Source organism: Arthrobacter sp. B10-11, from assembly GCF_033142195.1.
Classification (GTDB): Bacteria; Actinomycetota; Actinomycetes; order Actinomycetales; family Micrococcaceae; genus Arthrobacter; species Arthrobacter oryzae_C.
Genome location: NZ_JAWMTH010000007.1, coordinates 77,069 through 100,622 on the forward strand (window position 1 = coordinate 77,069; position 23,554 = coordinate 100,622).

Here is a 23,554-nt window from a genome sequence, read left to right on the forward strand (position 1 = left end):
GGCAGCCTGCCAGCAGTAACGTCGGGCCGGCATCACCGTGATCCGTTCATACGGACTCTTCACGGGGGTGCCGGCCTTCGCCGTCCCCTCCGACGCTCTCTCACTTCCTGCGCCTTTCCGGGCGATCCTCTCTCACGTTTCGCGCGTTTTCCCGAGACCCTCTCTCACTTGTTGCGGGATTCCCCGGCACGCTCCCGCAGGAAGTGAGAGAGCGTGCGGGGGTAGCGTTGGACCATGAGCATAGAAGCAACGCCCGGCTCCGGCCCGGGCAAGCCCGCGATCCGGACGGCAGTCGCCGGCTTCGGACTGTCCGGCCGCGTGTTCCACGCGCCGCTGATCGCCGCCAACCCCGCGTACTCCCTGGACGCCATTTCAACGTCCGACGCCGGGAGGCAGGAAGATGCGTCCGCCAGCTACCCTGCGGCGCGGCTCGTGAACACCCCCGCCGACCTCCTGGCGCTCGCCGGCGACCTTGACCTCATAGTCCTCGGGACGCCGCCGGCCACCCACTACCCGCTGGCGAAGGCCGCGCTTGAGGCGGGACTCGACGTCGTCGTCGACAAGCCTTTTGCGGTGCGCAGCGCCGAGGGCCAGGAACTCATGGATCTCGCCGAGCGGCTGGGCCGCGTGCTGACGGTCTTCCAGAACCGCCGCTGGGACGGTGATTTCCTCACGGTCCAAGGCCTGCTGGAAAGCGGCGCCCTGGGTACTGTGACCCGGTTTGAGTCGCGGTTCGAGCGCTGGTCCCCGGAAGTTTCCAAGGCCTGGAAGGCTGATGCGACGGCGGACGACGGCGGCGGGGTGCTTTTTGATCTCGGGACGCACCTCATCGACCAGGCGCTGCAGCTATTCGGCCCGGCGACCGTCACGCACGCGGAACTTCGGGCCCGGCGGCCCGGGGAAAAGACCGACGATGACGTGTTCGTGGCACTGCAGCATGATTCGGGCGTGATGAGCCACCTGTGGATGAACATGCTTTGCGCCCAGCAGGGACCCCGCTACCGGCTCCTGGGCTCGGCGGGCGGCTTCACCAAGCACGGCGTCGACCCGCAGGAGCCGTACATCGTGGCCGGCGGCGGGCCTCTGGACGAGGAATACGGTGTCGAGGGCGCCGAATGGGCCGGTTTGCTGGGCCGCGACGGACATTTGGACCGGCTATCCACCGAACGCGGCGCCTACCCGGAGTTCTACCGGCTCCTCGCGGACAAAATCAACGACGGCGGCACCACCTCGCCTCTGCCCCTGCCAGTGGACCCCGCCGGCCCGGTCGAAGTCCTCAAGTTAATAGAAAGGGCACGCGAACTGGCGCTGCACCGAGCTTAACCAAAACTGCGCTGAACGACAGACATCCGGCAGCGTGCGTCAAAGCGACGAAGGAGCAGCACGCCGAGGATGTCTGTCGTCCAGCGCAGCGGGACGAACTAAGGAGTTATGCGGAGACCAGTTCGTGCCAGTCGCCTACGAGCGGCAGGTTGTGCGCTTCGGAGACGGAGTGGTGCGCCACGTGGCCGGCAGCGATGTTGAGGCCGGCTGCCAGGGCGGGGTCCTTCTCGAACGCGGCCTTCACACCGAGGTTGGCGAGGGCAACACCGTAGCGCAGGGTCACGTTGGTGAGTGCGTAGGTGGACGTGTTGGGAACGGCGCCGGGCATGTTGGCCACGCAGTAGAAGATGGTGTTGTGGACCTTGTACGTGGGCTCCTGGTGCGTGGTGGGGTGCGTGTCCTCGAAGCAGCCGCCCTGGTCCACGGCGATGTCCACGAGCACGGAGCCGGGCTTCATCCGGGAAACGAGTTCGTTGGTGACCAGCTTGGGGGCCTTGGCGCCCGGGATCAGGACGGAGCCGATCACCAGGTCCGCATCCACCACGGACTTCTCGATCTCGTACTTGTTGGACGCGACGGTCTTCAGCCGGCCCTGGTACTGGGCGTCGAGTTCGCGCAGGCGGTTGATGTTGATGTCCAGGATGGTGACGTCGGCACCGAGGCCCAGGGCCATGGCGGCGGCGTTGGTGCCGGCCACGCCTGCACCGAGGACAACAACCTTGGCCGGACGGACGCCCGGGACGCCGCCGAGGAGCACGCCCTTGCCGCCGGCGGGAGCCATCAGCGAGGTGGCGCCGACCTGGACGGACAGGCGGCCGGCAACTTCTGACATCGGGGCCAGCAGCGGCAGCGTGCGGCCTTCCTGGACGGTTTCGTAGGCGATCGCGGTGACGCCGGAGTTGATGAGCTCCCGGGTCAGTTCGGGCTCGGCGGCCAGGTGGAGGTAGGTGAAGAGGATCAGGCCCTTGCGGAAGCGGTGGTATTCCGCGGCGATGGGCTCCTTGACCTTCATGACCATGTCGGCGCGGGCCCAGACGTCATCGGCTTCGGTGACGATCTCGGCGCCGGCGATGGCGTATTCCTCGTCGGTGATTCCGGAGCCCAGCCCTGCACCGCGCTCCACGAGGACGGTGTGGCCGTGGGTGCGGAATTCATGCACGCCGGCTGCTGTGATGGCGACGCGGAATTCGTTGTTCTTGATCTCTTTGGGGACGCCGATGATCATTTGTGGGCTCCATCGTTGGTGGCCTCTTGGGCCGAATGTGCGGGGGAATCTGTACTTCCAGAATAAATCCGCGTGTGAGGTAGCTGACAGGATTCCGCTCCTGCCCGCCCGCCTCTTCCGCGTGTTTCCGGGGTTTTTGAAGTCTGCGCATAGACATCTGTCGAGCCGTGGGGCGTCAGGTGTCGCCTGGTGTCCGTTCACGCTTCAGCGGCGCCGGGCAGTAGTGTGGCAAGCATGCACCAGCAGGATGTGGAACAGCTCGTTGAGCAGGTGGCCGTGAAGCTTGGCCGCGGGCTTTCGCTTGAGGATCTCGACGGCGTCCTGCTCGCCTACAGCTCCAACCAGTCGCACGCGGACCGGGTCAGGGTGAACTTCCTCCTCAGCAAACGCGTGCCGGCGGACGTCAAGGCATGGCAGCTCTCGCACGGGATCGCGACGGCGGTGCGTCCCGTCGTCGTACCCGCCAATGAGGAGCTGGGGATGCTGGGTCGCGTCTGCGTCCCGCTGCTGGTGCGCGGCTTCCGCGTCGGCTACTTGTGGGTGCAGCAGGACATCGAGGACCAGAGCGCGACGGCGATCCTCACCCAGCTGCCCGGCGTCCGGGACGATCTTGAGCTGCTCTCCGGCCTGCTGCTTGAGTCGAACACGGCTGAATCGGAATTCCGGCGCCGCAGGGAACAGGAGTTCCTCAGCGCCTGCCGCGGCGAGGCCAACGCCGTGGCCGCGGTGGCCGGCTGGAAGGAAGTCCAGGGGCGCGGTCCGTGGCAGCTCGTCACGGTGCTCGACGCCGACGGCTGGGCGGAGGGATCCGACCCCATCGCCTCCACCCTGATCCACCGTTCCGCGGCGCTGCAGGCCACCATCGGCGTGGATGCGGCGCTCTTCAGCGCAGGCACCGAAACCCACGCCGTGATCCTGTTCCGGGAGTCCACCGGGCGCGCGGCGCACGCGCAGGTCCTGGTCCACTACCAGCTGGAACTCGCCAAGCGGTCCGGCCGGCCGGTGCGCCGGATCATCCTGGGAACGAGTGAAGGCTTCGCCAAACCCCGCGAAATTGCCGATGCCTACCGGCAGTCGAAGCAGGCTGCACAGGCCGCGGCGGTGGACCCCCAGCTGGGCGAACTGGTGGACTGCCGGGCCACGGGCGTTTACCAGCTGCTGGCGTCCGCCGGCGGCGGCGCGGGGGCCTGGGCCGACGCCGGTTCCGTCTACTCGCGCATCCTGGAGGACCATGACCGGAACGGTGAGCTCCTGCCCGTGCTTGAACTCCTCTACGACAATGACGGGTCGGTGCAGGACGTGGCCACCAAACTGCACCTGCACCGGAGCAGCATCTACAACCGGCTGGGCCGCATCCGGCAGGTCCTTGGCGTGGATCCGCTGAAGGGCATGGTGCGGCTGGAACTCCATGCGGCGCTCAAGGCCCGCCGCTGGGCAGGGCGGCCGCGGATTTAGCGCGGACCCGGCCGCGCACTGATACCCGCCCTCCGGCTAGCTGCCAAAGACCTTCCGGGCCAGGAACTCGTTGCGGAATTTGTGCTCCGGATCCATGCGCTCGGCGAGGTCCTTGAAGTCGGCAAAGTGCGGGTACAGCCCGGCCAGGTGGTCGGCGCCTGCGTGGAACAGCTTGCCCCAGTGCGGCCGGGCGTTGAACGGGGCAAGTGCCTCCTCCATGGCGGGGAGCACGTCCTCCACCTCGTTCTGCCGCTGCTTCCAGGTGAAATGGAATCCCACGGTGTCCTGGTCGTAGGCCCCGCTGAGCCACAGCTGGTCGGCGGCCACCGTGCGGATTTCGGACACGAGCAACAACGGGGTGATGCGGTCTGACAGGGCACGCAGTTCCGCGATGGCGGCCACCGCGTCATCGCGCCGGACGAAGAATTCACTCTGGAGCTCTTCGCCGCTGCTGGGCGTGAACGCCATGCGGAAGTGGGCCAGGCGCTCAGACCACGGCCCGGGGACGCCGAGCTGTTCGGTGCAGTTTTCGGCCGATACCCCGGGCAGCGGATGCCGCGCCGTGGCGGCCCGTGTCCCGCCGAAGAAGGTGCTGCCGGCGAACGCAGGTTCCTGGGCCGTGCCGCCGGAGGCTGCGCCCGTGGCCCGGCCTGCGGAGGCGTTGCCCGCGACAGGAACGCGGCTCTTGAGCCATGCCTGCTCGACGGTGTTGCCGCTCCAGTCCGTGAACAGGCTGACGCTGTAGGCGCTGGAGGTGGCGGCGTCGAAATTTTCCAGCACTGTTCCCCAGGGAAGCGACTCGAAGACGTCCTGCCGGACCGTGAACGTGGGTTCGATGTCCAGGGTCACCTTGGTGACCACACCCAGTGCGCCGAGGCCCACGACGGCGCCTTCGAAGTCGGGCGAGCTGCCCCGGCCCAGATGGTGGACGGTTCCGTCCGCTGCCACGATTTCCAGTGCGGCGACAGAGGTTGCCAGGTTTCCGTTGGCGTCCCCGGAACCATGGGTTGCGGTTGCGACGGCGCCGGCCACCGAAATGTGGGGGAGCGAAGCCAGGTTGGGCAGCGCAAAGCCGTTGGCCTCCAGCTTTTCCGCGAGGGTGCCGTAGCGGGTTCCGCCCGAGACGGTGACGGTGTGGGCGGCGGAGTCGATGTGGATGCCCGGATCCAGTTCGTCGAGGGAGATCAGGTCCCCGGGAGAGTCCGCGATGGCATTGAACGAGTGACGGGAGCCGAGGGCGCGGATTTTCGAGGCACCGGCCACCACTTCCTGGACTTCCTCCAGAGTGCGGGGGCGGTGGATCGCGGCGGCCGTGTAGCGGTAATTCCCCGCCCAGTTCAGTCCCGGTGCGGCGTTTCCGGATCCGGTGCCGCTGCTTAGTCCGGGGAGTTCGCTGACCTCAGTGCGCATTGCTTACCTTTCGCGCCGGACCGTGCGGCCGCCGGCAATTGTTATCGCTAACAAGTCTGGTGATCCGACCGGCTCCGTGTCAATGGCCATCCACCTGTCAGCGGTCTTCCATCGAGGTCCGTGACTGGCTTTGCTCGAGCTGGCGGACGGCCGCTTCACGGCGGCGCCTGGCGAAGTGGCTTTCCAGGCCTTTGGAGACCGCAACGAAGGCCACGCAACTGGCCATAAAAGCGGCGGTGTTGCTCAGGCCCATGGCCGTTCCCAGGGCGGCAGTCAGCAGCATGGCGGCGAACCCCGCCACAATGTGCCACCCTCTGAACTTACCCACGAATAAAGGGTAACCCCGGCCTTTGGGGCGTTTTGGCGGTAAGCGGTGATCGTTGCTTGATCCTTATCACTGCTTCACAAATGGCGTTCCGCGCTAAACCAACGGCGCTCATCAGGGCCGTTTGCCGCCGTCGTCGGCTGGCGTGGTCTTCTTCTGCGCCTCCAGCCATTCCATGATGGCCGCCAGACGGATCCGCCGGTGCGTGCCGCGGTATTCCACCGGAATTTCGCCGCGATCCGTCATGTTGCGAAGGTACGTGTGCGAAATTCCGGCGAGCTCCGCGGCCTGGGACGTGGTGAGCATTTCCTCAACACTGCTGACGGTCACTGCTTCGCCGCGGCTGAAGCGGCTGAGCAGGTCCACGACGGCGTCCCTCGCCTGGGCAGGCAGGCGGTGGACCGTGCCGTCCACGAACACCGTGATGTCGTGGCTGCCGTTGAGGGCCTGCTTCAGTTTCAGGGCTTCGTCGCCGGGGAGCCCGGCGGTCACGCGGGGAGCAATCAGTGCCATGCGGAAATCCTAGCGCCCCCGGCGTGACCCGGCCCTGTGCCGACGATCCGGCACCCCGCCGCTATTCGGCGTCGAGGTCCGTCTCCAACAGGGTGACCAAGGCATCCAGGGCCTGGTCCGCGCCGTCGCCATCGGCCCGCAGGACGACGACGTCTCCCTTGGCAGCTCCCAGCGTCATCAGCGAAAGGATGCTGGCGGCGTCGAGGGCCTCTTCCGCCGGCTCGCCCTGCATGGAAATGGTGACGTCGACGCCGGCATTGCCGGCCGCTTCGGCGAACAGCGCCGCAGGGCGGGCGTGGAGGCCGGAGCGGCTGGCGATGGTTGCGGTACGTTCGGGCATTGGTTCTCCTGGTGGATTGTCGGTGGGCGGCTGTCAGAGGCCGAGTTCGGTGAGCACGGGCAGCTTCTCGCGCACCCAGGCCCGGGCTTCGGTGGCGCTCGGTGCGGACAGTGCCAGTTTGGCCAGTTCCTGCGCTTCGGCCAGCGTGACGGTCTTGAGCACTGCGGCCACGGCCGCCAGCGACCGTGCGGTCATGGACAGCGTGGAGACGCCGAGTCCGGTCAGTACGACGGCGAGGGCCGGGTCCGCCGCTGCCTCGCCGCAGACGCCCACGGGTTTGTTGTGGCCCTCCGCGCGCGAGCCCTCGACGGTCAGGCCCACGAGACGCAGGACGGCGGGCTGCCACGGGGTGTTGAGCGCGGCCAGCGGGCCGAGCTGCCGGTCGGCCGCCATGGCGTACTGGGTGAGGTCGTTGGTGCCCAGGCTGGCGAACCCCACTTCGCGCAGGATGGCCTCGGCCGTGAGCGCGGCAGAGGGGACCTCTACCATCACGCCGGGCGTCTTGATGCCGGCGTCGGCGCACATGGAGGCGAAGCGGGCGGCCTCTTCCGCCGTGGAGATCATCGGGGCCATGACCCACACGTCCGCGTCGGACTGCTTTTCGGCCAGCGCGATGGCCTCCAGCTGGCGGTCCAGGACGCCGGGCGTGGTGAAGTCCGTGCGGTAGCCGCGGACGCCCAGCGCGGGATTGGGCTCAGTGGAGTCGGTCAGGAACGGGAGCGGCTTGTCGGCGCCGGCGTCGAGCGTGCGCAGGACCACCTTCTTGCCCGGGAAGGCATCGAAGACGCTCTTGTAGGCTGCGGCCTGTTCTTCCACAGTGGGTTCGGTGTCCCGTTCCAGGAAGCAGAACTCGGTGCGGAACAGCCCCACGCCCTGGGCGCCCAGCTTGGCGGCTGCCTCCGCGTCCTTGCCGCCGCCGACGTTGGCGAGCAGCGGCACCAGGTGGCCGTCCGCCGTCGAACCGGTGCCGCTGAACTCGGCCAGCAGGGAGGCCGTGGCCGCCCATGACTCCGCGGCGGCACGCAGGGAGTCGTCGGGCTCGGACGTGACGGTGCCGGCGGCGCCGTCCACAAAAACTTCGATGCCGTCGGGAAGTTCGTCCACGCCCACGGCGGCGACGACGGCGGGAAGGCCCAGGGAACGGGCAATGATGGCGGTGTGGGACTGGGGGCCGCCGCCTGCCGTGACGAGCGCCAGGACCTTGTTGGGGTCCAGGGTCGCGGTGTCGGCAGGCGCCAAATCCTCGGCCACCAGGACGAAGGGCGTGTTGGAGGCGGGGATGCCGGGCGCGGGCACGCCGCGCAGTTCGGCGACGATCCGCGCGCGCACGTCCAGGACGTCGGTGGCGCGTTCCGCCATGTAGCCGCCCAGGTTGTGCAGCATTTCAGAGACGGAGGAGCCGGACTCCCAGATGGCGCGTTCGCTCGATATGCCGCGGGCAACGAGCTTGGCCGCGCCCTTGATCAGCATGGTGTCCTTGGCCATCAGTGCCGTGGCTTCCAGGACCGCCTTGCCATCGCCAGTGGCGTGGGTGGCCCGGGACTTCAGTTCATCGTGTACCGCCTGGGACGCCGCCTTGAGGGCCGCGGTCGCATCCTCGGCTGTGACGCCGGCGGGCAGTTGTTCGCCTGCAGGTGGTTCGCTGATGGGCTTGGGCATTTGACGGATGGTGCCGATGATGCGGCCGGGGCTGACGCCTACTCCTGGGAAGTTCTGCACTGAAGGTCCTCGTTCTCTGCCGTAAGCAGGCCCCGCCATTCGTTGCCCGGGCGATTGCCCGGACCGTCGCGACGGCTACGTCCGACGGCTTTTGCGGTGCCTGAAAAAATTGTATGTGATGCACTTCATATAGCGTTGCTATAGGTGCTAGGGTAGCGGTTATGAGTTTCGATGGCCAGCTTCCGCCCAAAGTTCGGTTGCTGCGTGCAGCCGCCGAACTGCTGGCCAACTCCGGTGGCGCGGCAGTTTCCACCCGCCAGATCACCCAGCTGGCAGGGGTCTCCGCTCCCACCCTCTATCACCACTTCGGTGACAAGGAAGGGCTGTTTGACGCCGTCGTCGCGGCGGGTTTCGAAGAGTACGTGGCCGGCGAACGCGACTTCGCGCCGTCCGGACATCCGTTGGAAGACATTCGGCGGATGTGGGACAACCATGTCCAATTCGGGCTGAACCAGCCGGAACTCTACTTGGTCATGTTTGGCAACATTCGCCCTGAGAGCCGTCCGGCCATCGTTGCCGATGCCGAGGCGCTCATGGAGGAAATGCTGAACAAAGCAGCAGTGGCAGGGCAGTTGAATGTCCAACCGCGCGAGGCGGCCAGAAGCATCCTGGCGGCGAACGTGGGCGTGACACTCATGCTGATTGCGGAGCCTGCCGCGGAACGCAACCTTGAACTATCCACCATGACCCGTGACGCCATGATTTTCGCGGTTTCCGCGGAACAGGCCAACGGCGCCGGGCCCGATACGTCCGGCAAGTCCTCGGTTGTGGTGGCAGCGATCGCTTTGAACGCCGCGCTCCAGGCATCGCACTCGGACCAGCTCTCCAGTTCGGAACTGAAGCTCTTTCTCGAATGGCTCCACCGGATCTCTACCAGTTCCACCAGCTAGTCGTCGGAAAATATCGGACCATCCTGCGGTGCAGCAGGAATCACGGTTAGGAAATCACATGGCAACAGAGACAGTTGCAAAACCCCGTACCAGCCTGCGGGTTGGCGTGCAGAAGTTCGGGACGTTCCTGTCCGGAATGATCATGCCCAACATCGGCGCCTTCATCGCCTGGGGCATCATCACGGCGCTGTTCATCCCGGACGGTCCGTTCCCGAATGAGCAGTTCGCTGCCCTCGTAGGGCCGATGATCACCTTCCTCCTGCCGCTCCTGATCGCATATACCGGCGGCAAGATGATCCACGGAGTCCGCGGCGGCGTGGTGGGCGCGGTCGCCACCATGGGCGTGATTGTGGGTACCGACATCCCGATGTTCATCGGCGCCATGATCATGGGCCCGCTGACCGCCTGGATCATGAAGAAGCTGGACAAGGTCTGGGAGGGCCGGGTCAAGCCGGGCTTCGAGATGCTGATCGACAACTTCTCTGCAGGCATCGTCTCGGCCTTCATGGCCATCTTCGGCATGCTCGTGATTGGCCCGGTGGTGAAGTCCTTCAGCGATGGCGCCAGCGACGTCGTCGAATGGCTCGTCAACAACGGCCTGCTGCCGTTCACCAGCATCTTCATCGAACCTGCCAAAGTGCTGTTCCTGAACAACGCCGTCAATCACGGCATCCTGACGCCGCTGGGCACTGAGCAGTCCCTGGCGGACGGCAAGTCCATCCTGTTCCTGCTTGAAGCCAACCCCGGCCCCGGCATCGGCATCCTGCTGGCTTACATGGTTTTCGGCAAGGGCCTGGCCAAGGCGTCAGCCCCCGGTGCCGGCATCATCCAGTTCTTCGGCGGCATCCACGAGATCTACTTCCCGTTCGTGCTGATGAAGCCCATCATCATCCTCGCCGCGATCGGCGGCGGCATGACCGGCATTTTCACCCTGGTGCTCACCGGCGCCGGCCTGCGTTCGCCGGCTGCCCCGGGCAGTATCTTCGCAGTTTTCGCTGCCACCGCCAGTGACAGCTACTTCGGGGTGGCGCTGGCCGTGCTGCTCGCAGCCACGGTGTCCTTCCTGATCGCCTCGGTGATCCTGAAGGCCAGCAAGACGCCCGTGGGTGAAACCGAGGAGGACAGCCTCAGCGCCGCCACTTCGCGGATGGAGGCCATGAAGGGCAAGAAGAGCTCCATCTCCTCCGCCCTGACCGGCGCAGGCGCAACCACCGCCGTCATGGCAGGTCCCATCAAGAACATCGTGTTTGCCTGCGACGCCGGCATGGGCTCCAGTGCCATGGGCGCCTCGGTGTTGCGGAACAAGATCAAGGCCGCCGGCTACCCCGACGTCAAGGTCACCAACTCCGCCATCGCCAACCTGAGCGACACCTACGATGTTGTGATCACGCACCAGGACCTCACTGAGCGGGCCAAGCCCGCCACCAGCAGCGCCGTGCATGTCTCCGTGGACAACTTCATGAACAGCCCGCGGTATGACGAGATCGTGGAACTGGTCAAGAGCAGCAACACTGAGGGAACGGCAGCCGCCGGCGAAACTGCTCCTGCGGGGGCAGCGGCGCCCGCTGCCGCAGCCGCCGCACCGGAGGCCGCGCCGCCGTCGGACATCCTGGTGGCTGACAGCGTGGTCCTCAACGGCACGGCAACCACCCGTGACGCCGCAATCGACGAAGCGGGCCGGCTGCTGCTGGACCGCGGCGCCGTGGACAGCGGCTACATCGACGCCATGCACGAACGCGAGGAATCAGTGTCCACGTACATGGGCAGCTTCCTGGCCATTCCGCACGGCACCAACGCCGCCAAGGACCACATCATGAAGTCCGCGGTGTCCGTGATCCGTTACCCGAACGGCATCGACTGGAACGGCAAGGAGGTCAAGTTCGTGGTGGGCGTGGCCGGCATCAACAATGAGCACCTGCAGATCCTGTCCTCCATCGCCAAGGTTTTCACGAACAAGGCGCAGGTGGCCCAGCTCGAGGCGGCCACCACGGTTGACGAAGTTCTGGCGCTGTTCGGAAAGGTCAACGCATAGTGAAGGCTGTTCATTTTGGGGCCGGGAACATCGGCCGGGGCTTTGTGGGCCTGCTGCTGCACCAGGCAGGCTACGAGCTCGTATTTGCCGACGTCGCGGATGAACTGATCTCGCAGCTCGCCGCCGCGGACAGCTATGACGTCCACGAAGTGGGGGAGAACCCCACGGTCCGGACCGTGGACAACTTCCGGGCGCTCAACTCCGCCACCCAGGAAGCGGACGTCGTGGCGGAAATCGCGACGGCGGACGTCGTCACCACTGCGGTGGGGCCGCACATCCTGAAGTTCGTGGCGCCGGTGATTGCCAAGGGCATTGCCGCGAGGGCCGCCGGGCTGGCCCCGCTGCAGGTCATGGCGTGCGAGAACGCCATCAACGCCACGGACATCCTGCGCGACGAAGTGGCGGCGCAGTGGGATCCGGCGACGGGTCCGCTCGAGGCCGCGGCCGTGTTCGCCAACACGGCCGTGGACCGGATCGTCCCCAACCAGGAGCCGGGCAAGGGCCTGGACGTCACGGTGGAGACGTTCTACGAGTGGGTCATCGACCGCACGCCCTTCGGGGACAATGTGCCGGTCATCCCGGGTGCCACGTTCGTGGACAACCTGGAGCCGTACATTGAGCGGAAGCTCTTCACCGTGAACACCGGGCATGCTTCCGCAGCGTACTTCGGGTTCGAGGCCGGGCTTGGCAAGATCTCGGAGGCCATGGCGGACCAGGACGTCGCTGCCGATGTGCGCGCCGTCCTGGACGAAACCAAGGAGCTGCTGATCCACAAGCACGGCTTCAACCGTGAGGAGCAGGAAGCCTACGTCGAGAAGATCCTTGGCCGTTTCACCAACCCGCACCTGCCGGACACCGTGAACCGGGTAGGCCGCGCGCCGCTGCGCAAGCTCAGCCGGCACGAGCGCTTCATCGGCCCGGCCGCGGAACTGGCCGAACGCGGAATCGTGCCCGAGGCGCTGCTTGGAGCCATGGCAGCAGCCCTGCGCTTCAACGATCCCGCCGACGCCGAAGCAACTGAGCTGGCGCAGATCGTGGCATCGTCCACGGCCGCGGAGGCCACGGAAAAGGTGACCGGCCTGACGCCCGGGCACCCGCTCTTCGCGGCCGTCGAGGCGCTGGTGGAAGAGGTCAAGGCGGAGGCCAAGGTCTAGGGCCAGCCACCCACTACCCCCACTCCCCACGGACGCTCTCTCACTTCCTGCGGGATGTACACAAACGCTCTCTCACCCCGGGTCGTCAGGTGAGAGAGCGTTTGTGGTTTCCCTGCGAAAAGTGAGAGAGCGCTTGCTGTGGCAGGCTGGGCTGGTGACTTCCGCGCAACCCGACCCGGCTGCCCTGCTGACCATCGACATCGACGGCGGGACATTCCGCCTGCGTCCGGCATCGCGGGCGGACCTGCCCGAAATCCTCAAACTCCTTGCCGACGACCAACTGGGTGCAACGCGCGAGGACATTTCGGAGATGGCCCCGTATGAGCGGGCCTTCGAAGCGATTGACGCCGACCCTGCCCACCTTCTCGTGGTCGGCGAACTCGTGGAACCGGGGGAGCCGGCCCGGCCTGTCGTTGCCACGTTCCAGCTGAGCTTTATCCCGGGCCTCTCCCGCCGCGGTTCCTGGCGCAGCCAGCTCGAAGCCGTCCGGGTGTCATCACGACTGCGTGGCCTTGGGATCGGAGCCGCCATGGTCATCTGGGCAGCCGCCGAGTCCCGCCGCCGGGGGTGCTCCGTGATGCAGCTGACTACGGACAAGTCGCGCAAGGACGCCCACCGCTTCTACGAACGCCTGGGATTCACGGCAAGCCATGAGGGCATGAAACTCACGCTCTAGTCCCTGGCGAAGGGACAGATAAGACCCCTGTTCATAGTGAACAGGGGCCTTATCTGTCCGCTCGCGCGGGTGTGCCGGAATTCGTGCTCGCGCGGAACCTAGACCTTGACGGTCCCCTTCGGCACGAACAGCGTTTCCGCCTGCTCCAGCGACATGCCGTTGGTCTCCGGCACCTTGAACATCACAAAGAAGAACGACGCCGCTGCAAACAGTGCGTACATGGCGTATGTCAGCGGCAGCGAACCTGCCGCCATCACGGGGAAGCTCAGGGTGATGGCGAAGTTGGCGATCCACTGCGCGGCCGCGGCCAGGCCGAGGGCGCGGGCGCGGATCCGGGACGGGAAGATCTCACCCAGCAGCACCCACACCAGCGGACCCCACGAGGCTCCGAAGCTGATCACAAAGACGTTGGCGGCCACCAGGGCGACGGGGCCCCAGGCGCCCGGCAGCGAAATTTCCTCACCGGAGCCGGTGGCCGAAGCGAAGGCCAGGGCCATGGCACCCAGCGAAACCGCCATGCCCACCGAACCGGCCAGCAGGATGGGACGGCGGCCGATGCGGTCCACCAGCGCGATGGCCACGAGGGTGACCAGGATGTTGGTGACGGACGTGGCCACCGAAATGGTGAGGGAGTCCTTTTCCTGGAAGCCCACGGCCTTCCACAGGGTGGTGGAGTAGTAGAAGATCACGTTGATGCCGACGAACTGCTGCAGCACGGACAGGGTGATGCCGATCCACACCACGGCCTGCAGGCCAAAGACCTTGCCGCGGAGCGAGCCCTTCTGGCCGGCCAGCTTGTCTTCCTCGATGGCGGACTGGATTTCGCGGATGTGGCGGTCGGTGTCCTCGGACGGTGCGATGGTCCGGAACACCTTGCGTGCCTCGTCCTCCTTGCCCTTGAAGACCAGGAAGCGCGGGGATTCGGGCAGGGTGTACGCGATCCAGCCGTACACGACGGCGGGGACGGCGCCGGCGAGGAACATCCACCGCCAGGCCTCGATGCCGAGCCAGAGCGGCTGGTCCGCGCCGCCGGCCGAGTTCGCGAAGAGGGCGTCGGACAGCAGTGCGGCGAAAATACCGGTGGTGATGGCAAGCTGCTGCAGCGAGGCAAGCCGGCCGCGCACGTGCCGCGGCGAGATCTCCGAGATGTATGCGGGGGCAATGACAGAGGCCAGTCCGATGCCGAGGCCGCCCACCAGCCGCCAGAAGATCAGGTCCCAGACACCGAACGCGAAGCCGGTGCCGAGGGCGCTCACCAGGAACAGGACGGCGCCGAGCTTCATGGCGGGAATGCGGCCGTACTTGTCGGCCACCTTGCCCGCCATGTAGGCGCCGGCGGCGCAGCCCAGCAGGGCGACGGCGACGGCGAAGCCGGTGACGGCCTCGCTGAGGACGAACTCGTCCTTGATGGCGTCGACGGCACCGTTGACAACGGAGGAATCAAAGCCGAAGAGGAACCCGCCCACCGCTCCCGCGATTGCGAGGCCGATCACCTTGCGGGGAACGCCGGGGCGGCCTTCGGTGCTGGATGTGGACATGGATCTCCCTTGGGATTTTGACGCTTTGGGTTTCAGCTGTGCGGACATCGTTGACCACGGAACCAGCCCTGTTGGCTGGCGCACACGCGCTAAACAGTGTGCCACTTCACGCTGTGAGGTTCCACTTAGGGACGGAAGCCGACGACGGCGGGACGTCCCGCCGTCGTCGGCTCCCCGGCGTTCGTGCGAACGGGTAAGGCTAGTGTGCGGCTACCGCGGACTCGGCCTTTTCCGAAGCTGCCTTCGGGTCAGTCAGCTTCTTCTTCGGCAGCGCAAAGCTGATCAGGAACGCGATGCCGGTGAGCACGGCGGCGGTGAGCATCACGGCGTCGATGGACTGCGCGAAGCCCTCGGTGATGGGACGGGTGAGCACGGGGTTGGCCGTGTGCAGCCAACTGGTGTCGTTGAGGGAATCGTTCGTGGCGCCGTTCTGGAAGAACTCATAGAGCTTGGCGTTGGCGGGGTCGGCAGCCACCGCGGGATCCTTCAGCACCGCCAGGTAGTCGGAATCCAGCATGGCGTCCTTCATGCCCGTGGCGATGCGGTCCGCGGCCAGGCTGAACAGCATGGAAATGAAGACCGCAGTGCCCACGGCCCCGCCCATGGACCGGAAGAACGCGGCGGAGGAGGTACCCACGCCCATGTCCTTCGGCGGGACGGAAACCTGCATGGCCAGCGTGAGCGGCTGCATGCAGAAACCCAGGCCCAGGCCGAAGAACACCGCGATGACGCCAGGTACCCAGAGCCCGGTGTCCACGCCCAGCGAGAGGCCCATGGCTACGGCTGCCGCGGTCAGCACGGCGGTGCCCATGATCGGGAAGATCCGGTAGGTGCCCGACGCCGAGATGGTCCGTCCGGCGGTGATGGAACCGGTGAGGATGCCCACGGTGAACGTGATCATCATCAGGCCGGCCTCGGTGGGGGTGAGGCCCTTTACCAGCTGGAGGTACATCGGCAGCATTGCGATGGCACCGAACATGCCGATGCCGATGATGAAGTTCAGCAGCGATGACAGGCCGAAGGTAAGGTTCCGGAAGAGCCGGAGCGGAATCAGGGCGTAGTCGCCGGCGCGCTTCTCGGCCAGCAGGAACGCGATGATGCCTACGACACCCAACCCGATGCACAGCAGGGACGCCGCCGAGGTCCAGCCCCAGCTGCGGCCTTGTTCAGCGACCAGGAGCAGCGGAACGATGGCCAGCGTGATCGCGGCCGCGCCCCAATAGTCGATCTTCTGCTTCACGTGCTTGGCGGGCAGGTGCAGGTAGAGGAAGACAACGGCCAGGGCAGCCAGGCCGATGGGCAGGTTGATGAAGAACACCCACCGCCAGCCGTCGAAGCCCAGGATGTTCGCGGAGCCGGCGAAGGCACCGCCCACCACCGGGCCCAGCACGGAGGAGATCCCGAAGACGGACATGAAGTAACCCTGGAACTTGGCCCGGTCCTTCAGTGCCACAATGTCGCCGATGATGGTCAGCGCGAGGGCCAGTAGGCCGCCGGCGCCCATGCCCTGGATGCCGCGTGCGATGGCCAGTTCGGTCATCGAGTGCACCGATCCTGCGTACAGGGAGCCTGCCAGGAAGATCACGATGGCGGCCAGGTAGAGCGGGCGGCGTCCGAAGATGTCGCTGAGCTTGCCGTACAGCGGGGTGCTCACCGTGGAGGTGATGAGGTACGCCGTGGTGGCCCAGGCCTGCAGCGAGAGCCCGTCGAGGTCGTTGGCGATGGTGTAGATCGACGTGGACACGATGGTCTGGTCCAGCGAGGAGAGGAACATGCCGAGCATGAGACCCACCATCACTGTGATGGTCTGACGCTTCGTCAGGACGTCCCCGGATACGGGCCCGGCGGCGGTTTTGGACATGACTGCTCCATTACGAAGAAAGGGAATTAAGCTTGATAGTTGCTTTCAGTAACTATCTTAGGGTGAGATTTGTTCCCTTGGCCCTGCCCTGCCTCCGCGAAATGCAGACTTAACCTCAACGCTCCACGAGGATTCCGTCCGGATCGCACCAGATCATGGCGCCGGGCCGCACCGTGACGCCGTCGATCTCCAGTTCCACATCCGTTTCTCCGGCGCCGGTCTTGGCGCTCTTGCGTGGATTGCTGCCCAGCGCCTTGACGCCGAGCGGCAGGTCGGCCAGTACCTCGCGGTCCCGGATGGCCCCGTTGATAACGACGCCGGCCCAGCCGTTCGCCACGGCGCTCGCCGCGATCATGTCCCCCATGAGGGCTGTCCGAAGGGAACCGGCGCCGTCCACCACCAGTACCGCGCCGTCACCCGGAGTACCCAGGGTGGACTTGACCAGGGCGTTGTCCTCGAGGCAGCGGATGGTGCGGACCGGCCCGCTGAAGTGGGTGAGCCCGCCCAGGGACTGGAACTGGAGCCCGATGGAATTGAGTTCCTCGCCCCGCTCGTCGTAGAGGTCGGCCGTGTTGATGCTGCGGCTCTCCGCCGTGGGAGTGGTGTCTGCGTTGTCTGGGGTGCCTGCGGGGGAATCGGTCATTGGTCCTCCTCGGAATGGGTGTGGACAACCCGGGTACGGGCCGTGATGCTCACGATAGTCTGATTGCACACCGATCATCAGTTCCCGGGGAGCCGCAATGAGCCTGTCCGACTTGCCGGGGCACGTCCCGGAACCTTCCGCTGCAGCCGCGTTGCCAGGCGGAGGTTCGACAGCGGCGCTCGCAGACCCCGAACGGCGCGTCCGTCCGCTCTGGACCACCGGCGTCGTGCTGGTCAACGTGGGCATCAACGCGGCCTTCTTCGGCCCCATCCAGGTGCTGCTCGGACAGCAGGCCGCACACTTCAGCGAAGGTGACAAGGAAGCCATTCTGGCGCTCGTCACCGGCGCCGGCGCCGCCGTCTCCCTCGTGGCCAATCCGCTCTTTGGCGCTTTCAGTGACCGTACGACGTCGCGGCTGGGCCGCCGCGTCCCGTGGGTGCTGTTCGGGGCCATCCTCGGCGCCGCCGCACTGATTGCCCTGGCCGGTGCGCCGAACGTGGCCGTCATGACCATCCTCTGGTGCCTGGTCCAGGCGGGCTGCAACGGCGCATATGCCGCCATCACCGCGGCCATCCCGGACCGCGTGCCCGTGCCTCAGCGCGGCGCCGTAGGCGGGCTCGCCGCCATGGGGCAGACAGTGGGAATCCTGATCGGCGCGGTGATCGCCGCAGTCGTCAGCGGGAACTTCGGCCTGGGATACCTGGTGTGTGCGGCGGCGCTAATAGCCGGCGTCGTGCTGTACTTTTTCAAGAGTGACGACGTGCCGCTGCCAGGGGAGGCCCGGCCGCCGTTCAGCCTGGCTGGCTTCGCCAGGGGATTCTGGATCTCGCCGGCGCTCTACCCGGATTTTGCGTGGGCATGGCTGACCCGGCTGCTGGTGAACATCGGCAACCACATGGTGACCCTCTATCTGCTGTTTTTCCTGACGGATGCGGTGCATCTGAAAGAGACGCAGGGAATCGAACCGGCCTTCGGCGTCCTGATCCTCACCGGCCTGTACGCGGTCATGGTGATCATCACCAGCGTGATCGGGGGCCCGCTCAGTGACCGCATGGGCAAGCGGAAGCCGCTGGTCATCGCCTCGTCGGTGATTATCGCCGTCGCATCGCTGATCCTCGCATTTGCCCCCAACTGGGCCGGCGCCATTGCAGGCGCCTCGGTCCTGGGCATCGGCTTTGGCGCCTACCTGGCAGTGGACTTTGCCCTCATCACCCAGGTCCTTCCCAGCGCCCTGGACCGCGGCAAGGACCTGGGTGTCATCAACATCGCCAATTCGCTCCCGCAGGTCCTTGCACCCCTGATTGCGTTCCCTTTCGTTACGCTGTGGGGCGGCTACGTGTCGCTGTACATCGCGGCCGCAGTGATCGGCCTGCTGGGTGCAGTTTTCGTGGTGAAGATCAAGGGTGTGGACTGAAGCCAGGCCGCCGGCCGCCTCCCGCAGCACACCGTTTTGACTAATTGGCGCACAGATTAGCCGCAAGGCGTGTGACGTATAGTGGACTCGAATTGCTGCGGCAGTGCTCTGATGGGGATCGCCTGACCGCTGTACGAAACCCGCTCCCGGAACGCTGCTGATGCTCGAACTCAATTCAGATCTTCCCCCCATGGCCGCGCCGCCGACCCTGCCCCGACAACAAATCCGCTATGCCCGGATCCTGGATGCTGCCGCCGGCTTCGCCCGGAAAGGGCTGGACTCCGTGAGCCTGTCCGAGGTGTCCGCCAAAGCCAACGTTCCGCTCGGAACCCTGTACCGGTATTTCCCTTCCCCCACCCACCTGATGCTGGGGCTGTACCGGAAGCAGCTGGGCGATCTGCAGGTGGGAAGCTGGCCGGAGTCCAGCGGAAGCCGGGTGCATTCCCTGGGCGGCGTGGTGATGGAGATTTTCCACATGCGGCTGATGCAGCCGGCGGTGGAGCAGTGCCTGAGCAAGTGCGTCTACACGAAGGACAAGGACACTACGGTCCTGCTGCGGGAGATCGATGTCATGGCTGAGCAGGCCGTTACGGTGGCAAGCGGCGACGCCGCCAAGTCCCGCGTGCTGCTGCTGACCGTCACCGGTCTGGTCCAGGCAGTGCGATGCCGCCGATTGTCGCTGTTCGAGGCCGAGGAAGACCTGAAGAAAGCCTGTTCGCTGCTGACGCGGTGCTAGCCGCATCGCGTAACCGGTCTAGACCACTATAGGCATTCCACGGGTGAATTCCAGTGACGTAGCTCACTAAAATCTCTGATAAAACGTTTTATCAGGCGAGGTGGTCGGCCCAGTGTCCGCTCAGCCGCCTCGCGTCTGTTTACCATTGGAGAACCGGAGTGGCTAGCAGCCCGTACCTCGCAGGAGCTTCACCGCGGTCCCGCCATCCCTTGGGCCGCAGAATTTCCGCCTGACCATCTTGAGCCTCCTATGTGCTTGAGCCTCATTGTGCCGTGCGCCCACGGCTAGCCCCAGGAGACAACGACGTGTCCACTGAAACCATCACTCCCGCAGACAGCACTTCCGCCGGCACCGCCTCCGCTGAGCCCTCCACGGTCCTCACCGACCAGGAGATCTTCGAAGCCCACCAGGGCGGCAAGCTGTCCATCTCCAGCACCGTCCCGCTGTCCACCAAGCGCGACCTTTCCATTGCCTACACTCCGGGTGTAGCCCAGGTCAGCCGGGCCATCCACGCCGAACCGGAGCTTGCCAAGACCCTCACGTGGGCCGAGCGCCTCGTGGTTGTGGTCAGCGACGGCACTGCCGTCCTGGGCCTCGGCAACATCGGCCCGAGCGCGTCCCTGCCGGTCATGGAAGGCAAGTCCGCCCTGTTCAAGTCCTTCGGCGACCTTGACTCCATCCCGCTGGTCCTCAACACCACCGACGTGGACGAAATCGTGGAAACCCTGGTCCGCCTGCGCCCCAGCTTCGGCGCCGTGAACCTGGAAGACATCTCCGCTCCGCGCTGCTTCGAGCTCGAGGAAAAGCTCATCGAAGCCCTGGACTGCCCGGTCATGCACGATGACCAGCACGGCACCGCCGTCGTGGTCCTCGCCGCGCTGACCGGCGCCGCCAAGGTGACCGGCCGCGAACTCGAAGGACTCCGCGTGGTGGTTTCCGGTGCCGGTGCCGCCGGCATCGCCGTCGCTGAAATCCTGCTCACCGCCGGCATCCAGGACGTCGTCCTGCTGGACTCACGCGGCGTCATCAACAAGGACCGTGCGGACATCGCCGCCGATCCCGCCAGCAAGAAGGCCCAGATGGCGCAGCGCAGCAACCCGCGCGGCATCACCGGCGGCCCCGGCGAGGCCCTGCTCGGCGCCGACGTGTTCATCGGCGTCTCCTCCTCGAAGCTGGACGAGGAACACCTGAAGCTCATGAACCACAGCTCCATCGTGTTCGCCCTCTCCAACCCGGACCCCGAAGTCCTGCCGGAGGTCGCCTCCCGCTACGCCGCCGTTGTGGCCACGGGACGCAGCGACTTCCCCAACCAGATCAACAATGTGCTGGCCTTCCCGGGAATCTTCCGCGGCGCACTCGACGCCGGCGCCCGCCGGATCACGCCCGCCATGAAGCTTGCCGCAGCCCGCGCCATCGCTGAACTGGCCGAGTCCGAGCTGTCCGCGGACTACATCGTGCCCAGCCCGCTGGACCCGCGCGTTGCGCCGGCCGTCTCCGCCGCCGTCGCCGCGGCGGTCGAAGCGGAGTAACCGCGGTTCACCTCCGCCACGAAGTTCGACGGCGGTGCCTCCCGTGCTGGGGAGGCGCCGCCGTCGTCGTTCGTTAAGCAAGCGCCGTCCGCGGACGGTCCGGCAGGCAACCCTAGACTGGGGGCATGAACCCCGAAATCCTCGTGACTGTCCTCTGCGGCCTTGCCATCCTGGTGGGCGTGGCCGGCACCGTGATCCCCGTGCTGCCCGGCAGCATCCTCATCGGACTCAGCCTGCTGGCTTGGGCCATCTGGGGCGGCGCCGGAACAGCCGGCTGGGTGGTCTTCGGGGTGGGCATGATCTTCGTGCTCGCGGGAATGGCGGCCAGCGCCGTCCTCACGGGACGCAAACTCAGGGAACACCGCATCCCCAGCCGAAGTGTGGTGGCGGGGCTCGTCTTTGGCGTGGTGGGAATGTTCCTCATCCCGGTGGTGGGCCTGTTCGTGGGGTTTGCTGCCGGCCTGCTGCTCAGCGAATCCCACCGAACCCGTGATTTCCGGACCGCCATGACCACCAGCTGGGCGGCGTTGAAAGCCACCGGCGTGGGCATGCTGGTGGAATTCGGCCTGGCCTGCCTTGCGGCGAGCACCTGGGTGATCGGTGTCTGGGTGACTGCCGCCAGCTAGCTCTTGCAGCTGCCGCCAAGCGTGCACCACTAGCATGGAATCATGAGCGCCGGACAGACCTCAGGACCGATTTATCGCGACCACCGCGACCTCACCCCGTTCGGCAACACGCAGGTCCGCACACCGGTGCGGGACATCGCGGACGGCGTGGGCGGGATCCTGCACAGCGCCCTGGGCGGCCGGAACGGTGCGCTCCTCAGCGTGGACGGTCCCGTCCCGAGGATCAAGCGGCTGCCAGGGAAGGCAGCCAGGGCGGTGTACGACGCGATCTTCCACAACACCGACCCCAACCGGCTGATCGCCGCCGGCCGCGCCTACCCCGGCTGGGCCGGGCTCTGCTACGTCATGGCCGGGCTCCTCGCCTACAAGCAGGGCGGCTACCTGCGCGCCTCGGAATTGCTGCAGCGCGGCCTGACCACCAGGAACGACGACGACGCGAACCAGTTCGCGTCGGGCTACCTGACGCGGGTGGTCACCCGGGTTGAAGTTGCCGAACGCATCGAAGTCCCCGTGCTGTTCAGCGAGGAGGCCGTGTTCCTGGCCCTGTCGCACTCGTTCCGGGAGACGGGCCACCTTGAGGCAGCGCTGCAAACTGTGTCCTCGCTTCCGCCGTCGCTGCCCTCCGCCCTGGCGCGCTGCTCGCTGGCACACGCCCTGGGGCGCGACAAGGAAGTGGTGGTGTGGACTGAAGGGCTGCTCAACGCCGATGACCTCTCCGCCGCGCTGCTGCTGGTCCGCGCCCGTTCACTGCGGCGGCTCGGTGCCCGGGCCGCCGCCCAGCAGTCCCTGAAAGAGGTGCTGCGGCGGCGGAAAACCCATCTGGCGCTACGCAACGATGCCCTGACCGACCGGGCCTTGCTGCTGCTGGACAACGGCCGGAAATCCCTCAATCCGCGGGACTGGCTGCGCGGAAGGCCCGCAGAGCTCGAAACCTTCGAGGTCATCCGCAAGGACGTTGAGGAGCGCAGGCTCTGGGAACAGGAGTGGAAGCAGCTGGACCGGGAATGATCCCGGGACGGCGAGCCAGGTGGCCCTTGTGGGCGGTGGCGGCCCGCGGTACAACGGACCAATGAACGACGCAATCAGGCAGTGGATGGAAAAGTACGTCACGGCATGGACCACCAACAAGCCGGAGGACATCCGGGCGCTCTTCACGGAGGACGCCGTCTACGCCACCCGGCCTTATGACCCGGACGCCTGGCGCGGACACGAGCAGATCGTGGAACGCTGGCTGACCGCGGCGGACGAGCCCGATGAGTGGACGTTTGAATGGTCGCCGCTCGGTTCGGACGGAGACCTGCATTTCGTCCAGGGGCGCACCACGTACCTGGGGGACCGCCCCAGCTACGAGAACCTGTGGGTGGTCCGGCTCGGACCGGACGGGCGGGCCTCCGCCTTCACCGAATGGTTCATGGAGCGCAAACTCTGAGGGGCGCGGGCAGTACTAGTGCCAGGTTATTCCGGCTACGAGCGGAACCAGCTGCTCGGACAGCAGCACGGCACCCAGAGCCACCATGATGATCCCGCTGGCAAGGGTCACCCGCCGGGCAGCCGCCGGCCGCGAGTCCAGCAGCTTCCGGGAGAGCAGCGCCACGCAGGTGTACACCACCGCCACCAGCAAGACAAAGGTCAGGCCCAGTAGCCCGGACTGCACCGGCACCGGCAGCGGCGCTTCCGGGCTGACGAACTGCGGGACCAGCGCCACGAAGAACAGCAGCCCCTTGGGATTGATCCCGCTGGTGCCCACGCCCTGGAGGAAGGTCCGGAACTGGGTTGATTCCGCCGGGCGGGATGCCTCCGTGGAAGGCGCTCCGTCGCCGAACGTGGCGCCGCGCCACGACCGGATGGTCCCGAAGCCCAGCCACAGCAGGTAGGCCGCACCCGCAACCGTGAGCCAGCCCAGGACGCCGGGCAGCCCGGCAAGCAGGGCCGCCAGTCCGGCCACCATCAGCACCGTGTGCAGGACGTAGCCGCCGCAGAGCCCCGCCACGGCAGGGACGAAGCTGCGCTGCCTCAGGCCCGCGGCGATGGAGTAGGCCCAGTCCACCCCGGGCGTGCAGGCCAGGGCGCCGGCAACCACCAGGAATGCGAGGAACAACTGGGGATTCACGGGCGGCCTCCTACGGTCTGCTGATAGGGGAAACT

Annotated in this window: 22 protein-coding genes; 12 read left to right on the forward strand and 10 right to left on the reverse strand. The window is 66.4% G+C overall.

The window, feature by feature from the left end:
• Positions 1-234: 234 nt before the first annotated feature.
• Positions 235-1,323, forward strand: coding sequence for a Gfo/Idh/MocA family oxidoreductase (locus RW112_RS19285; RefSeq protein ID WP_317783307.1), 1,089 nt, complete (start codon positions 235-237; stop codon positions 1,321-1,323).
• 106 nt (positions 1,324-1,429) lie between these two features.
• On the opposite strand, the gene ald is transcribed toward RW112_RS19285, so the two are convergent.
• Positions 1,430-2,548 (reverse strand): alanine dehydrogenase, encoded by a 1,119-nt coding sequence (gene ald, locus RW112_RS19290; RefSeq protein ID WP_305942786.1) that lies wholly within the window; start codon positions 2,546-2,548, stop codon positions 1,430-1,432.
• A 234-nt stretch (positions 2,549-2,782) separates the two neighbouring features.
• Here ald and RW112_RS19295 point away from each other — a divergent pair, with 234 nt between their 5' ends.
• The gene (locus RW112_RS19295) at positions 2,783-4,003 is read left to right on the forward strand and encodes a PucR family transcriptional regulator (RefSeq protein WP_411709941.1); all 1,221 of its coding nucleotides are present in this window, start codon (positions 2,783-2,785) and stop codon (positions 4,001-4,003) included.
• Positions 4,004-4,039: 36 nt separating this feature from the next.
• Here the strand turns inward: RW112_RS19295 and RW112_RS19300 are convergent, their stop codons facing one another.
• From RW112_RS19300 to ptsP, 5 genes are all read right to left on the reverse strand, one after another.
• A complete protein-coding gene (locus tag RW112_RS19300) occupies positions 4,040-5,413 on the reverse strand; it encodes an FAD-binding protein (RefSeq protein ID WP_317783308.1) in 1,374 nt (457 codons plus the stop codon).
• A 97-nt stretch (positions 5,414-5,510) separates the two neighbouring features.
• Positions 5,511-5,741 (reverse strand): hypothetical protein, encoded by a 231-nt coding sequence (locus RW112_RS19305; protein WP_317783309.1) that lies wholly within the window; start codon positions 5,739-5,741, stop codon positions 5,511-5,513.
• Positions 5,742-5,852: 111 nt separating this feature from the next.
• Positions 5,853-6,251 (reverse strand): helix-turn-helix domain-containing protein, encoded by a 399-nt coding sequence (locus RW112_RS19310; RefSeq protein ID WP_317783310.1) that lies wholly within the window; start codon positions 6,249-6,251, stop codon positions 5,853-5,855.
• Positions 6,252-6,312: 61 nt separating this feature from the next.
• Positions 6,313-6,591, reverse strand: coding sequence for an HPr family phosphocarrier protein (locus RW112_RS19315; RefSeq protein ID WP_011693830.1), 279 nt, complete (start codon positions 6,589-6,591; stop codon positions 6,313-6,315).
• 33 nt (positions 6,592-6,624) lie between these two features.
• The gene (gene ptsP / locus RW112_RS19320; RefSeq protein WP_317783311.1) at positions 6,625-8,310 is read right to left on the reverse strand and encodes a phosphoenolpyruvate--protein phosphotransferase; all 1,686 of its coding nucleotides are present in this window, start codon (positions 8,308-8,310) and stop codon (positions 6,625-6,627) included.
• Positions 8,311-8,471: 161 nt separating this feature from the next.
• Between ptsP and RW112_RS19325 the strand changes: the two genes are divergently transcribed.
• The 4 genes from RW112_RS19325 (at position 8,472) to RW112_RS19340 (ending at position 13,062) form a co-directional block, all read left to right on the forward strand.
• Positions 8,472-9,200, forward strand: coding sequence for a TetR/AcrR family transcriptional regulator (locus RW112_RS19325; protein ID WP_011693828.1), 729 nt, complete (start codon positions 8,472-8,474; stop codon positions 9,198-9,200).
• A 58-nt stretch (positions 9,201-9,258) separates the two neighbouring features.
• Complete coding sequence (locus RW112_RS19330) at positions 9,259-11,232, forward strand: PTS mannitol transporter subunit IICBA (RefSeq protein WP_317783312.1); 1,974 nt, start codon at positions 9,259-9,261, stop codon at positions 11,230-11,232.
• Complete coding sequence (locus RW112_RS19335) at positions 11,232-12,386, forward strand: mannitol-1-phosphate 5-dehydrogenase (protein ID WP_317783313.1); 1,155 nt, start codon at positions 11,232-11,234, stop codon at positions 12,384-12,386. The genes RW112_RS19330 and RW112_RS19335 overlap by 1 nt, the downstream gene beginning before the upstream one ends.
• A gap of 151 nt (positions 12,387-12,537) precedes the next feature.
• The gene (locus RW112_RS19340; RefSeq protein WP_411709947.1) at positions 12,538-13,062 is read left to right on the forward strand and encodes an N-acetyltransferase family protein; all 525 of its coding nucleotides are present in this window, start codon (positions 12,538-12,540) and stop codon (positions 13,060-13,062) included.
• A 98-nt stretch (positions 13,063-13,160) separates the two neighbouring features.
• On the opposite strand, the gene RW112_RS19345 is transcribed toward RW112_RS19340, so the two are convergent.
• The 3 genes from RW112_RS19345 to rraA all read right to left on the reverse strand — a co-directional run bounded on the left by RW112_RS19345 (position 13,161) and on the right by rraA (position 17,104).
• The gene (locus RW112_RS19345; protein WP_317783315.1) at positions 13,161-14,600 is read right to left on the reverse strand and encodes a sugar porter family MFS transporter; all 1,440 of its coding nucleotides are present in this window, start codon (positions 14,598-14,600) and stop codon (positions 13,161-13,163) included.
• Positions 14,601-14,799: 199 nt separating this feature from the next.
• Positions 14,800-16,461: an MDR family MFS transporter gene (locus tag RW112_RS19350; RefSeq protein WP_317783316.1), complete on the reverse strand. Its 1,662-nt coding sequence runs from the start codon at positions 16,459-16,461 to the stop codon at positions 14,800-14,802.
• A 115-nt stretch (positions 16,462-16,576) separates the two neighbouring features.
• Positions 16,577-17,104, reverse strand: coding sequence for a ribonuclease E activity regulator RraA (gene rraA, locus RW112_RS19355; RefSeq protein WP_317783317.1), 528 nt, complete (start codon positions 17,102-17,104; stop codon positions 16,577-16,579).
• 97 nt (positions 17,105-17,201) lie between these two features.
• Between rraA and RW112_RS19360 the strand changes: the two genes are divergently transcribed.
• From RW112_RS19360 to RW112_RS19385, 6 genes are all read left to right on the forward strand, one after another.
• Complete coding sequence (locus tag RW112_RS19360) at positions 17,202-18,518, forward strand: MFS transporter (protein ID WP_317783318.1); 1,317 nt, start codon at positions 17,202-17,204, stop codon at positions 18,516-18,518.
• Positions 18,519-18,678: 160 nt separating this feature from the next.
• Positions 18,679-19,254, forward strand: a complete 576-nt coding sequence (locus tag RW112_RS19365; RefSeq protein WP_317783319.1) for a TetR/AcrR family transcriptional regulator — start codon at positions 18,679-18,681, stop codon at positions 19,252-19,254.
• 305 nt (positions 19,255-19,559) lie between these two features.
• Positions 19,560-20,783 carry an NADP-dependent malic enzyme gene (locus tag RW112_RS19370; protein WP_317783320.1) on the forward strand — a complete coding sequence of 408 codons (1,224 nt, stop codon included), beginning with the start codon at positions 19,560-19,562 and terminating at the stop codon, positions 20,781-20,783.
• A gap of 125 nt (positions 20,784-20,908) precedes the next feature.
• Positions 20,909-21,409 (forward strand): DUF456 domain-containing protein, encoded by a 501-nt coding sequence (locus tag RW112_RS19375; RefSeq protein WP_317783321.1) that lies wholly within the window; start codon positions 20,909-20,911, stop codon positions 21,407-21,409.
• 42 nt (positions 21,410-21,451) lie between these two features.
• Positions 21,452-22,417 (forward strand): hypothetical protein, encoded by a 966-nt coding sequence (locus RW112_RS19380; RefSeq protein ID WP_317783322.1) that lies wholly within the window; start codon positions 21,452-21,454, stop codon positions 22,415-22,417.
• 61 nt (positions 22,418-22,478) lie between these two features.
• Entirely contained in the window at positions 22,479-22,838 is a 360-nt protein-coding gene (locus RW112_RS19385) for a nuclear transport factor 2 family protein (protein ID WP_317783323.1), read from the forward strand.
• A gap of 15 nt (positions 22,839-22,853) precedes the next feature.
• Here the strand turns inward: RW112_RS19385 and RW112_RS19390 are convergent, their stop codons facing one another.
• Positions 22,854-23,519 carry a LysE family translocator gene (locus RW112_RS19390; RefSeq protein WP_317783324.1) on the reverse strand — a complete coding sequence of 222 codons (666 nt, stop codon included), beginning with the start codon at positions 23,517-23,519 and terminating at the stop codon, positions 22,854-22,856.
• Between the last annotated feature and the right edge of the window lie 35 nt (positions 23,520-23,554).

What these genes read in the sequence shown, in the direction of transcription:
- RW112_RS19285 (WP_317783307.1), top strand. Translation starts at nt 235, where the DNA reads ATGAGCATAGAAGCAACGCCCGGCTCCGGCCCGGGCAAGCCCGCGATC.
- ald (WP_305942786.1), bottom strand. Translation starts at nt 2,548, where the DNA reads ATGATCATCGGCGTCCCCAAAGAGATCAAGAACAACGAATTCCGCGTC.
- RW112_RS19295 (WP_411709941.1), top strand. Translation starts at nt 2,783, where the DNA reads ATGCACCAGCAGGATGTGGAACAGCTCGTTGAGCAGGTGGCCGTGAAG.
- RW112_RS19300 (WP_317783308.1), bottom strand. Translation starts at nt 5,413, where the DNA reads ATGCGCACTGAGGTCAGCGAACTCCCCGGACTAAGCAGCGGCACCGGA.
- RW112_RS19310 (WP_317783310.1), bottom strand. Translation starts at nt 6,251, where the DNA reads ATGGCACTGATTGCTCCCCGCGTGACCGCCGGGCTCCCCGGCGACGAA.
- RW112_RS19315 (WP_011693830.1), bottom strand. Translation starts at nt 6,591, where the DNA reads ATGCCCGAACGTACCGCAACCATCGCCAGCCGCTCCGGCCTCCACGCC.
- RW112_RS19325 (WP_011693828.1), top strand. Translation starts at nt 8,472, where the DNA reads ATGAGTTTCGATGGCCAGCTTCCGCCCAAAGTTCGGTTGCTGCGTGCA.
- RW112_RS19330 (WP_317783312.1), top strand. Translation starts at nt 9,259, where the DNA reads ATGGCAACAGAGACAGTTGCAAAACCCCGTACCAGCCTGCGGGTTGGC.
- RW112_RS19345 (WP_317783315.1), bottom strand. Translation starts at nt 14,600, where the DNA reads ATGTCCACATCCAGCACCGAAGGCCGCCCCGGCGTTCCCCGCAAGGTG.
- RW112_RS19350 (WP_317783316.1), bottom strand. Translation starts at nt 16,461, where the DNA reads ATGTCCAAAACCGCCGCCGGGCCCGTATCCGGGGACGTCCTGACGAAG.
- rraA (WP_317783317.1), bottom strand. Translation starts at nt 17,104, where the DNA reads ATGACCGATTCCCCCGCAGGCACCCCAGACAACGCAGACACCACTCCC.
- RW112_RS19360 (WP_317783318.1), top strand. Translation starts at nt 17,202, where the DNA reads ATGAGCCTGTCCGACTTGCCGGGGCACGTCCCGGAACCTTCCGCTGCA.
- RW112_RS19365 (WP_317783319.1), top strand. Translation starts at nt 18,679, where the DNA reads ATGCTCGAACTCAATTCAGATCTTCCCCCCATGGCCGCGCCGCCGACC.
- RW112_RS19375 (WP_317783321.1), top strand. Translation starts at nt 20,909, where the DNA reads ATGAACCCCGAAATCCTCGTGACTGTCCTCTGCGGCCTTGCCATCCTG.
- RW112_RS19380 (WP_317783322.1), top strand. Translation starts at nt 21,452, where the DNA reads ATGAGCGCCGGACAGACCTCAGGACCGATTTATCGCGACCACCGCGAC.
- RW112_RS19385 (WP_317783323.1), top strand. Translation starts at nt 22,479, where the DNA reads ATGAACGACGCAATCAGGCAGTGGATGGAAAAGTACGTCACGGCATGG.